Genomic DNA, 12,982 nt, shown 5'->3' with positions numbered 1-12,982 from the left:
GATGTTTTAGAATAGAATGAGAAAAGCACACCCTTTTGTAAAGTACCTTACAAATGGAATGTGCTTTCTCTTTTATTTGAAATGCTTATTATTGAGCATTCACTAGCTTCTTCTTACCCGTCTTAAAATCCTTTGAAATTTCCATCTCATCATACTTCTCTCCCAATACAGTATAGGCCACATATTTTAATGTATTGTCTTCAATGGTGATGACCTGATAAAACTGTGTTTGCTCTCCGGACGCATCCAATTCATAACCATCTACCTTATAGTTTTTCATCTGCTCAGTATCCAATTTGTATTGTTTTGGCCCACTTACAGAAGTGACATAAACCGTCTGAAGATCTTCGTTCTTCTTATTTTTTGTAGTTCTGATAGGCACATGTCCTCTTGCATACGTATGGTCGTGACCATTTAATACAAGGTCTACATTGTACTTATCTAAAATAGGTTTCCATTTATCTCTACCAAATTGAAAATTACGCCCTTTAGCAGGTGCAAAAATAGAATGATGACAAGTGATAATCTTCCATTTTGCGGTACAGTCCTTTAGCTGATTTTCAACATATTCTACTTGCTCTTCCAATTTATCGGTCGAATTGAGTACTATGATTCGAATATCTTGGTAATCGACAGTATATACCGTTTCATGTAATTTTTTACTTAACTCTTTTTCTACAGGTAAGGTAAACTGTGGTCTCCATTGTATCGAAAGGCGCTTTGGAGCTCCTTTTGTCATCCCTCTAAACTCATGATTACCTACCACAGGGATAGCCGTCCACTGGCGATGTATAAAACCACCTGCTTTGTACCATTCTGCCCATTCGTAATCTCTATGTGCCTGATTGATCAAGTCTCCTGCATGAATTACAAATGCTGCATTGGGTGCTGTTTGATATGCCTTTCTTATTACTCTAGACCAATGTTCTAACACATCATTTTGGCCATCCCCAAAATAAACAAATTGAGTGGCCGAGTACTCCGTTTTTGCGGTTCTAAATTGTATCCATTCTGACCAATGGTCTTTACCATCTCCTACTCGATATACATATTGTGTATCAGGGTTAAGCTCAGTAAAAACAACACTATGATAGTGGACAGTTAAGGAAGCATTCCCCTTATATTGACCTAAATTAAAAGGTTCAGTTACTGCCTCTAATTGCTTTGCTTTATCTGTAAACTTAGAATTAACGGTAGCAACAGCAAGTTGGGCATAGGCATTGGTTACAGTACTATCGGTTCTCCAAGTTACAGCTCTACTCGTTGCTGGGTCACCATTAAAGTTTAATATAATTCTGTCTGGGTCTCTACTTGGAATTTCCCAATGATGAAGTCCTTTATAATGATCATGTCCATGATCATGGTGATGATGTTGTGCTAACGTATTCTGATATAGAAAAAATGAAAAGAAGAGTACTGTAAGAAATTTCATAAATAATATGCTTGATGATTTAGAATCTAATATTAACGTATTGTCATCACCAAACTAAGCATAATCGATTAATTTTTGATTAATCATTTCTTATCTGAATATTATACTGCTACAAGTTCTATTACACATGGAAGAATTCACAAAAATATAAACCATTATTAATCAATTATATGAACATATATCTGCATGAATTTCTTGTATTAATAACTACTATTAATATTCGTAATACTTTATATATGCTATATCACAAAAGAAATAAAAAAAGCCTACCAAAACTGGTAGACTATTTCTCGATCAAATACTATTTATTAATTCAAATTATAATTCTATTGATTTCGAAATCAAGATTCGACCATCATCATAATACAGTAAATCGTTAGATATCTGTCCTCCTACAGCCGATTGTGTAAAGTCATCTACATTAGCATAATTACTATTATGAAGTGTCTTAATGTGATCAATACTATTTAGTGTTTTGATGTCAAAAGCAATTGATGTATTAAATGGAGACACAAACTTTTGTTTGAATCTAAATTCATGTTCACCAACGAAAATTTCATCATAATATATTAATCCATTTACTTCTACATCACTAGCTATTTGGAGGTCTGTTTTTATAGTCAAGAGATCATTTTCTAATGTGACTTGAATATCGTTTTCTGTAAATTCTTGAATGCTATTAAACTCTGATGCAGAACTTACATGATTGGTAAACGCATATAAGAAACGGTTTTCGATCTTTCTCTTTAGAGAGAAATATTTCACCTCAACATTTCTGTTAATTACATTTCTGAAATATGTTCTTTCCATGATATTGTCTTCTAGAATATCAAAAGAATAAAATCCATTGCCGATAAAATTTAAGTCATCTGAAAGGACAACTTGTCTAAAGTTTTCTTCATTACTTACATTGAATGTTTCTACATCATCTTTTAAATCATTTTTAGATACAGTTAATGTATCCCCATCATTCAATAAATTCAGAATAACAATTGCGTGATTGTTTGTTTCATCTTCAGACACCATCAAACAGTTTGTTTCTCGATAATTATCTCCTAAAGAAGAATATTCTGTTTTGATAGTAACATAACGCATTCCATTTTCAATAGTTTCAGTAATGTTTTCTTCATTCTCATTGATGAGCTTAAGAGTAATAGAAATATTGTCATCAGTAGGATAAGCTATTGTTACTTCCTTAGTCTCATTTTCTACTATTTCGTTTTCTATATGCTCATATTTTGGAGATGTTTCACTGATAGAGTTGATTGCTGTGTATGTTAATTCGCCGTAAGTAATCATTGATTCTTGATCCAAATCATCAAAGGCATGATGATCTGTCTTAAAATAATGGTCGTATGTAAAGAAGTCTACTAAAAAGAAATCTCTATCTCGTGTTGTTTCAGGGATAGCAATGTCTATGTTCCCTTCACTGAAGTTAAGATCGTATACTTCAGATATTTTTGTTCCTTCTTTATCGATGATAAAAATACTTTTCTCATGGTTGTTTCTTCTATTTACAGAAGAATAATATTGGTTATCTTGAATATCTTCATAAAAGTAGCCTCCAATATAACCTTGTTGTACCGTAATTGTCGGAAGGTAGTTATCTACTTCTACAGTATGCTGAATTAACACTTCATTCTCAGGTAACTCAAACTCACTCGATAATGAAGCACTAAAAGTAAGCTCATGCATACCATCTTCTAATTGTAGGGAATTAAAAGTAAACAGCCATTTGTTGTTTTCATTACTCACATCAAAATCTAAGTCTTTTCCTTCCAATAAAAGCTGTATTTCTTCTACACTTACTAAGTCGATGTTTTCATTGGTCACCTCGACTTCAAAAGAGGTAGTCCCTCTTAAAAAATCCGATTCTTCCAATGTTAATGTTGGAAGCATATCTGTTGAAATTATTGTTGTAGGGGCTGGTAAATCTTCTTCTTTTTTCTCTGTTGAACAAGAGGCTATAAGTAGAGTTAGCAAGAAGCAAACATTTAGAATTTGTCTGTTGTAATACATAATTTAATTATAATTTTCTAATGAAAAAGAGTAGCTTATATCCTTAGAAAACGCAGCTCATCATTGAAGTAAAAAATCTTAATCTTTGGATATATTTCTACTCAAATAATTAAAAAATTCAATCCTAAAAAATGCTTATAACAACAATCTATCAACATTAATTATCTATAAATCAATATTATGACAAATGAATAATATACAGTAACAATAAGATAAAATAGATGATTTTTTTGAATACATATTGTTTAAGTAAAGGTTAGCAGCAACTTTTAAAGGTCAGGTTTTTCTACCACAAAAAAAGTCATCCTCTCCAAAGGTGAGGATGACTTTTACTATTCTACACTACTCAAAAATCTATTCTGATTTTTCTTTATTTTCTTCTAACTTTTCAGTTTCTTTTTTTCCTAAATATTTATGTAGGATATAGTAATTGGAAGGAACAAAAATGATGGCTAAGAATGTGGCTGCCAACATACCTCCAAATACTGTTGTTCCTAATGAATGTCTTGAATTTGCACCCGCTCCTGAAGCAATTACCAATGGGTAAACACCAAGAATAAAGGCAAATGATGTCATTAAGATAGGACGGAAACGTACTTTGGCTGCATCTATAATGGCATCAAATAGTTTCTCACCTTCTGCGATATTGTCTCTTGCAAATTCAATAATTAGAATGGCATTTTTAGAGGCAAGTGCCACTAGTAATACAATACCAATTTGCATATAGACATCGTTTGTTAAACCTCTTAGTTGGACGGCTACTACTGCTCCAAATAAAGCTAATGGAACGGCAAGAATTACACCCAGAGGATCTAACCAAGACTCGTATTGTGCTGCTAATACAAGGTATACAAAGACTACTGCCAAAAGGAAGACGAAGATGACACTACCATTCGACTGAATTTGTTGGAAGGCTAGGCCTGTCCACTCTGCCACCATACCTTCGTCTAGTTGCTTCTGAGATAGTTGATCCATCGTTGTAATGGCATCACCAGAACTAAAACCAGACTTTGCATCTCCATTGATGTATGCTGCATTATAAAGGTTGTATCTCGTCACCATCTCAGGGGCTTCTTCGTAAGAAATATCTACAAGCGTACCGATAGATATCATCTCTCCTTTATCAGATTTCACATACATATTCCAAAGGTCATCTACCTTGTTTCTGTATTCTGCTTTTGATTCGATGTTCACTTGGTAGGTTCTGTTCCATCTTGTGAAATCATCAATATATTGTTGTCCTGTAAAGGCGTTCAAAGCATCATAAATTGTATTCAATGATACGCCCATCATCTCTGTTTTTTCTTTTTTGACATCCAAACGAAGTTGTGGAATCTTAGCGTCGAAGGTTGTACCAACGCCTGTAAGTGAAGGCTGTTGCTGTCCTGCGCTAACAAATCCTTTTGCTACTTTCTGTAAGTTCGCATACTCCGCTCCTGATTTGTCCATGATCACCATTTGGAAGCCACCAGTATTACCAAGACCACTAATTGCTGGGGGAACAAAAGAAGTAACTTTTGCATCAAATACTTCCTCATATCTTTTTGATAGGTCTTGCATGATGTGGTCGATATCCAACCCTTCATCGATACGTTCGTCCCATGGTTCAAAAATCACAAAGACTGTCGCTCTGTTTGGTGCTGTTGTTCCGTCCATAATAGAGAAACCATCCACTGTCATCCATGAAGCAACACCTGGAGTATTACCGTAAATTTTATCCAATTGTTTGTTGACCTCTGCTGTACGGTTCATTGACGCCGATTTTGGCAGTTCTACTGATGTCATCACATACCCTTGATCTTCTTGAGGGATAAATGATGTCGGTAACATATTGAAATCTACCAAACCAAAGGCAGCAACACCTAAAAAGACTAACAATGAAAGACCGTATTTTCTTACTGAGAATAATAAGATTTTTGAATATCCACCATAAACATAGTCGTATCCTTTATTGAACCATCTAAAGATAAAACTTTGCTTTTTCTCTTCATTAGGTTTTAAGATTAATGCACATAAAGATGGACTTAAGGTTAAAGCGTTGAAAGCGGAGAACAAGGTTGACACTGCAATTGTTAAGGCGAATTGTTTATAAAGTTGCCCTGTAATTCCACTCATTGAAGCCGCAGGCATAAACACCGACATTAATACTAATGTTGTCGCGATAATAGGCCCTGTTACCTCTTTCATGGCCTGGATGGCTGCCTCTTTTCGATTCATCCCCTCTTCCAAGTGTCTAGAGGTATTTTCTACTACTACAATAGCGTCATCTACTACGATACCAATGGCCAATACTAATCCAAACAACGTAAGAATATTGATGGAGAAACCTAGCACACTCATTACTGCGAAGGTACCAATCAAGGCGACAGGAATTGTGATTGCAGGAATTAAAGTAGCTCTCCAACTTTGCAAGAACATGTACATCACGATAAATACCAAAATAATGGCAATCACCAATGTTTCAATTACTTCATCGATAGATACTTTTACATATTTTGTGGTATCTAAAGGTACTGTATATGACATCCCTTCTGGGAATTTCTTACTTAATTCTGTTAATCTTTCCGTTACCTGCTTTTGTATTTCCAGTGCATTGGCTGATGGCAATTGATAGATCGCTATACCTGCTGCTTGTTTTCCGTTTAGGTGGAAAAACATGGTATAATCCTTACTACCTAAAGAAATATTGGCTACATCTTTTAGATGAATAGATCTACCTTTTTCATCCGCTCGGATAATGATATTTTCAAATTGTTCTACATCTGACAAACGGCCAGGTGAAACAATTAAAGCATATTGATTTTTTTGATTACTTGCAGAAGGAGTCTGACCCAACTGTCCTGCCGCTACCTGAACGTTTTGTGATAAAATAGCATTTTTCACATCATCTGTAGATAAACCTCTATCTTTTAATTTCGAAGGGTCCATCCACACTCGGATACTGTAGTCATTCACACCATAAATACTCACGTTACTTACACCAGGAATTCTTTTCAATTCATCAGCGATATATACTTTAGCATAGTTACTTAAGAATAAAGAATCTACAATGTCATCATCCGATTGTATTGCGGCAATCATTACTAGATTGGCTGCTTGTACAGACACTCCAGAAGAAGATTTATCTGTCACAACACCTAACTTTTGAACGATATCTGGAATCTTTGGTAAGGCCTGAGCTACTTTATTCTGAACCAATACTGTAGCAATATCCAAATCAGTACCTACTTCAAAGGTCACGGTTAAAGAATAAGTACCATCATTATTGGAAGTAGAACTCATGTATAACATATTTTCTACGCCATTGACAGACTGTTCAATAGGGGCTCCTACTGTTTCTGCAATAACTTCTGCACTAGCACCAGGGTAAGAAGCAGTAACACTTACAGTTGGTGGTGTGATATTCGGGTATTCTGCGATCGGCAGTTCAAACAGTGCTATACTACCGGTGAGTACGATAATTATAGCCAATACTGCTGCGAATATCGGGCGGTTGATGAAAAATTTTGAGATCATTTTAAGTGTGTATGAATAGTGTGTATATAAATCAGAAAATAGTAAACTACCTACTGAATATTAGCGAATTGAGAGTGTGTTCATAAGATGAATACACTATAAGAAACGCTGTTATTTATTATCTTGTTCTATTTGTTTAACATTATTTGTATCTTCGTTACTTTTGTGTTTCTTCCTGTTAAATACATAATGCAAAGCATAATAGATAACTGGTGTAAAGAAGATGGATAATAAGGTGGATGAAAGCATCCCTCCGAATACTGTAGAACCAAGACCATGTCTTGCATTGGCGCCAGCTCCGGTTGCAATTACTAATGGATATACACCAAGAATAAAAGCAAAGGAAGTCATTAAGATAGGTCTAAAACGAAGTACTGAAGCATGAATAATGGCCTCTTTTAGCGACATTCCTTTAGACAGGTTCTCTCTGGCAAACTCGACAATAAGAATGGCGTTTTTTGAAGATAATGCCACCAATAAAACAACACCAATTTGCATGTAAACGCTATTCATTTGCCCTTTATAAGCTACAAATAATACAGCTCCAAATAAGGCTATTGGTACGGCAAGAATTACTGCAAAAGGATCTAACCAAGATTCATATTGTGCTGCCAGAACAAGGTATACTAACAGAATTGCCATTACAAAGATGAATACTACATTCGATCCGGCTTTGATTTCTTGGTAAGCCATATTGGTCCATTCTGCATCCATGGTGATGTCTAATTCTTCTTTTACCCATTTGTTCATTTCCTCAATACCATCACCAGAACTATGTATCGGGCTTACTTGAGCAATCAAATTACTGGCATTAAACATATTGTATCTCGTAACTACTTGGGGAGCAAATGAGTAATGAGTTTGAACGATATTATCAAGTGATACCAAATCTCCTTTTTTGTTTTTCACTTTAATCTTATAGATATCGTCTACTACCTTACGGTATTCCATTTCACCTTGAACATTCACTTGGTATGTTCTACCCCATTTAGAAAAATCATTGACATAAGAAACACCTGTAATTGAGTTTAATGAAGCGTAAATTTCATTGAGAGGAATCTGATACATCATGGCCTTTTCGGCATCGATAAAGATTTTCACATTGGGGATATTGGCTCTGAATGTAGAGTTAATTCCTTTGAAGGTATCGCTTTCCTGTGCCTTTTGTGAAAACTTGGCTCCGACAGACTGTAGCTTACCAAACTGATCTCCTTTTTTATCCTGAAGTACTAATTGAATACCTCCAGATGCTCCCAAACCATTAATTGCAGGAGGAATAAAAGAAAATATTACTGCATCATCTATCGCATAGGCATGTTCGTTGATATCATTTAGAATGGTTAAAAGGTCTCTTCCGTTTTCTAATCTTTCATCCCAATCTTTTAATCTTACAAAGACAGTGATCTGATTGGATGCTGTGGCCCCATCAATTACTGAGTAACCAATAATTGATACCCAATTATCAACGCCTTCAACATGTGTAAAAACACTATCAAGTTTTGTTGAAACTTCTGATGTTCTATTCAAAGAAGAAGCATCAGGAAGCTGAGCGGATACCAACATATACCCTTGGTCTTCATTAGGTATAAATGTAGCTGGTAAAATTCCGTAACCACCCACTGAAAGTACTGTGATTGCTACATAAATAATTAAGAACATCACAAACTTACGAATCGCGAAAACTACTCCTTTTTCATATTTATGGACCAAGTAATCATATCCTTTATTGAAATATCTCATTACGATAAAATTACTTGGCTCTTCTTTTCTAAGAATTAATGCACAAAGTGCAGGTGTTAAAGTAAGTGCGTTTAAAGCACTAAAGAAGGTTGAAAAGGCAATTGTTAAAGCAAATTGTTCATACAGTGCTCCGGTAATGCCAGACATCATTGCAGCTGGAATAAATACCGACATCAATACCAATGTTGTTGCAATGATAGGACCTGTTACCTCTTTCATAGCCTCGATCGCTGCATCTTTAGAGGACATCCCCTGCTCCAAGTACCTTGAGGTGTTTTCTACTACCACAATGGCATCATCTACTACAATACCAATGGCTAACACAATACCGAATAACGTTAATAGATTGATGGAGAATCCGAAAGCTAACATGGCTGCAAAAGCACCAATCAATGCCACAGGAATCGTTACAGAAGGTATAATTGTCGCTCTCCAACTTTGTAAGAACATGTACATGACAACAAATACCAGAATCACTGCAATCACCAATGTTTCTACTACTTCATGGATTGAAGCTCTAACGAAAGTGGTTGTATCTAGGTTAATTTTATAATGTAATCCTTCTGGGAATTTTTCTTCTAGACTATTTAGTTTTTCAATAAGTGCATCGGCCACATCTAATGCATTGGCATCAGGCAACTGATAAACACCAATACCACCAGCTGGCATACCTGTACTTTTAAATGACATGGTATACTGTTGTGCTCCTAATTCAACTCGGGCAACGTCTTTTAAGAAGACACTTCCTCCATCTGAATTGGTATGTACGATGATATTTTCAAAATCTTCTACCGTTTTTAAACGGCCTGGGTATAAGTTTATAGCAAAAGTGTTGATTTGTTTGGACACTTCTGGAGACTGTCCAACATGTCCTGCAGCTGTTTCTACATTTTGGTTCTTCACTGCATTCATTACATCTGTAGCAGATAAATGATGATCTTCTAGTGCTTTAGGATTAAGCCAGATACGGATACTATAATCTCCAACACCGAAGATGGATACATCACCCACACCTTCAATTCTTCGCAGCTCATCAGCAATATATGCATCAGCATAATTCACTAAGAAAGTGGAATCCATTCCTGACCCCTCATCAGCATATAAGCTGGCAAGAATAACCATATTGGTTGATTTCTTCTCTGTGGTCACCCCCAATTGCTGTACAATCGACGGTAACATAGGAAGGGCTTGTGATACTTTATTCTCTACAAGTACAGTGGCGATATTTACATCTGTACCCACCTCAAAAGTAATGGTTAAGCTGTAAGTACCATCATTATTACTTGTAGATGACATGTAGATCATGCCCTCTACGCCATTAATAGCTTCTTCTAGAGGAGCACCCACTGTTTGGGCGATGGTTGTTGCATCAGCTCCTGGATATAACCCTTTTACAACTACTGTTGGAGGGGTAATTTGAGGATACTGTGCAATCGGCAGCTCTACAATCGACAGACCACCGATAATCAATATTGCAATCGCTAATACAGCGGCAAATATTGGTCGACGAATAAAAAACCGAGAAAGCATCTTTGAATAGGATTGATAGTGTGAATGTGTAGGTTGAAATAAGAGTGTAGTCTTTTTCAACTACACTCTCTTTTATGAGTTATTATTTTGAAGCAGTGACAGGGTTTACTTTAATCCCATCTCTTGCTCTCTGAATACCTGATACAATGAGGTCGTCCGATTCTTTAACACCAGATTTTACAATAATCTGATCGCCAATTTCTTCACCTAATTTTACTCTATGCTGACGTACAGTATCACTTTCTACAGTATATACATATGGTCCTACTTGGTCTCTTTCAATGGCCACTTGAGGAATCAACATTGCATTTTCATGTTCTCTTTTGATCAATTTGATACGAACATAAGTACCGTCAATCAAAACAGCGTCTTTATTTTCTACCTGAGCCTTTAAAGTAATCGAACCCGATTTCAAATCAACATTAGGGTCATGGTAGATAACCTTACCTTCCGCTAATAACGTTTCATTATCATCTGCAAGTACATCAACTGACATACCATCTAGCGACTCATGTAATTTTTGTAATTCATAATATTTTGTCGCAGGCACTGTAAAGAAAATGTTCATCTTTGAGCTGTTCACGATATACGCTAACTCTGTAGAAGACTCTGCTTTTACTACGTTCCCGTTATCTACATAGTAGTTGGAAATTGTACCTGAAATAGGAGCTTTGATTTTAGTATAACTATAAGTGTTCTTCTGTGCTTCCAAATCAGCAATAGCATTTAGTAAACCAGCTTCCGCCTCATCTACATTTGCTTTCGATTGTAAGTATTTTAACTCAGAAACAGCACTTGTATTGACTAATTTTGCATACGATTGGTAAGTTACTTTTTTCATTTCAAGGTCTGCCTTTGCTCTTTCCACTTTGGCTTTCGCTTGGTTTAACTGAGATAAGTAAGGCTCTTTTTCCAGCGTAAACAATACTTGTCCTTTACGAACTTTTTCACCGGGTTCGAAATAACGACGTTCTAATGTTCCTGTTACCCTCGGAACGATCGTTACTTTACCTAAAGCTTCAGTATACCCTGTATACGTATCATAAAGTTCAATTTCTTCTTTGTGTGGATGACTTACTTTTACCGTAGGAACCTTGGGTGCCTGGTATAAGTCGGGCTTCTTGTAACATGAAGTGAAAACAGCGCCCATCAATATAAGTGAGAGAATTTTTTTCATTATTGAGAATAAATTTTTTCAGTATTTGTAGTGTATATATTCTGTAACGATGTAACTATCACGATGTTACTAATATTAATTTCTAAAGTCACATCATGATAGTTTCCGATCATATTCTTATAGATTTCCTCCTAGAGATTGGTACAACTTAACGATTTGGATCAGTAAATCTCCTTTAATCTCAACATCCTGATTCTGTACCATTAGGAGGTTTTGTTGGGAATTCAAGACAGGTGTATAATCAATTAGACCTTCTTGGTATTGGTTCAATGAGATGTCTAACGCCTCTGAAGTAGCAGAAACAGATTGTTCCATCCAATTCGCAGATTCTTTTAACTGTTTGATATTCATTAGGCTATTTTCTACCTCTTTGAATGCCGTTAATACTGTATTTTGATATTTGATTTGAGCATTTTGCCATTCTATTTTAGAAATCTGCTTCTCTCTTTTCTGATAGAAACCTGAGAATACATTCCATGTCAATTTCGGCCCAATAAAATAACTCAGCGATTCAGAAGTAAACCACTCATCCGGTTCTTTGGAAACAAAACCTACCTTACCTTGAATGGCAATAACAGGTAATTGTTGAGCGGTAGCCATATCTACAGTCGCTGAAAGTTTCATCATGTTTTTTTCTGCAGAACGAACATCTGGACGTTGACGAATCACTTGAGCGGGTAAAAGTGTTTGCAACTCCTGTGGAATATCAGGAAGTGGCGCATACTGACTTAATGCTGACTTTAACCCCTGAGGTAGGTCACCCATCAACACTTGAATCATATTGATTTGAGAAACGACTCTTGCTTCTAAAGTCTTTATCGTTGACTGCGTTTGGAATAAAATTCCTTCAGACTGTAAAACGGCAAGTTTTGACTTTGTACCTGATTGGTATTGATCTCTAGCTAAATCTAAAGCTCTCTGTTGAGAAAAGACGTTTTGTTCAGCTACTCGAATTTGGTTCTGATAAATTCTAAGGTTTAAGTAAGCGGTAGACACCTCTGATAAAATACTTACCATTACAGCGTTTTTATCTTCTTGAGCTTGTTCGTAGGAATACTTTGCTGCCTTAGCCCCTTTTCGAATTCTTCCGAAAACATCAATTTCCCAATTCATAGAAACTCCTGCATTGTAATACCAATCGCCTTGGTCTTCTACATCATCTGGAGTTAAAGCATCCAATCTGTTGTTGTTACTATATGTTGTCGATACATCTACGCCAATACTAGGAAAATATCCTGCTTGACTTTGTTGATGCATAATTCTTCCTTTTTCAATTCGGTTGACTGCTTGAGCCACATTAAGGTTGTTTTCAGCTGTCTTTTGAATGAGCTCATTAAGTATAGGATCGTTAAATGTCTTGTACCATCCTGTTATTTCTTCTACTGTCTGAATACTATCTAATGGTGAAGACCATTCTTCTGGAATAGAATCTAAAGTAGATTGAGCGAATATTTGAGATGACATTAAAATGCCAATGATCAGAAGTAAATAATTTTTCATGATGCGCGTTGAATAGATTTTGATTTCACAAACGCACTTTTAGAAACATCGTTTCATATTTTCATGAA

At 35.8% G+C, this 12,982-nt stretch carries 6 protein-coding genes; all 6 read right to left on the bottom strand.

The features are described 5' to 3' along the window. Nucleotides 1–88: 88 nt before the first annotated feature. Nucleotides 89–1,432, bottom strand: a complete 1,344-nt coding sequence (locus HGP29_RS11690) for an FN3 domain-containing metallophosphoesterase family protein (protein WP_168882588.1) — start codon at nt 1,430–1,432, stop codon at nt 89–91. Nucleotides 1,433–1,750: 318 nt separating this feature from the next. Next, nucleotides 1,751–3,415, bottom strand: coding sequence for a hypothetical protein (locus HGP29_RS11685; RefSeq protein ID WP_211093275.1), 1,665 nt, complete (start codon nt 3,413–3,415; stop codon nt 1,751–1,753). A gap of 390 nt (nt 3,416–3,805) precedes the next feature. Beyond that, nucleotides 3,806–6,967, bottom strand: coding sequence for an efflux RND transporter permease subunit (locus tag HGP29_RS11680; RefSeq protein WP_168882586.1), 3,162 nt, complete (start codon nt 6,965–6,967; stop codon nt 3,806–3,808). Nucleotides 6,968–7,078: 111 nt separating this feature from the next. Further along, nucleotides 7,079–10,237, bottom strand: coding sequence for an efflux RND transporter permease subunit (locus HGP29_RS11675; RefSeq protein WP_168882585.1), 3,159 nt, complete (start codon nt 10,235–10,237; stop codon nt 7,079–7,081). A gap of 82 nt (nt 10,238–10,319) precedes the next feature. Further along, nucleotides 10,320–11,414, bottom strand: coding sequence for an efflux RND transporter periplasmic adaptor subunit (locus tag HGP29_RS11670; protein WP_168882584.1), 1,095 nt, complete (start codon nt 11,412–11,414; stop codon nt 10,320–10,322). Nucleotides 11,415–11,531: 117 nt separating this feature from the next. Further along, nucleotides 11,532–12,914 carry a TolC family protein gene (locus HGP29_RS11665; RefSeq protein ID WP_168882583.1) on the bottom strand — a complete coding sequence of 461 codons (1,383 nt, stop codon included), beginning with the start codon at nt 12,912–12,914 and terminating at the stop codon, nt 11,532–11,534. Nucleotides 12,915–12,982 lie beyond the last annotated feature (68 nt).

The sequence above is a fragment of the Flammeovirga agarivorans genome, from assembly GCF_012641475.1.
In the GTDB taxonomy this organism is placed as follows: Bacteria; Bacteroidota; Bacteroidia; order Cytophagales; family Flammeovirgaceae; genus Flammeovirga; species Flammeovirga agarivorans.
The sequence above is the reverse complement of the archived record's forward strand: the minus strand, read 5'-3'. Positions and strand labels throughout refer to the sequence as shown.

Excerpts from the sequence above, each read along its gene's own strand:
- HGP29_RS11665 (WP_168882583.1), bottom strand. The coding sequence starts at position 12,914 with ATGAAAAATTATTTACTTCTGATCATTGGCATTTTAATGTCATCTCAA.
- HGP29_RS11690 (WP_168882588.1), bottom strand. The coding sequence starts at position 1,432 with ATGAAATTTCTTACAGTACTCTTCTTTTCATTTTTTCTATATCAGAAT.
- HGP29_RS11680 (WP_168882586.1), bottom strand. The coding sequence starts at position 6,967 with ATGATCTCAAAATTTTTCATCAACCGCCCGATATTCGCAGCAGTATTG.
- HGP29_RS11675 (WP_168882585.1), bottom strand. The coding sequence starts at position 10,237 with ATGCTTTCTCGGTTTTTTATTCGTCGACCAATATTTGCCGCTGTATTA.
- HGP29_RS11670 (WP_168882584.1), bottom strand. The coding sequence starts at position 11,414 with ATGAAAAAAATTCTCTCACTTATATTGATGGGCGCTGTTTTCACTTCA.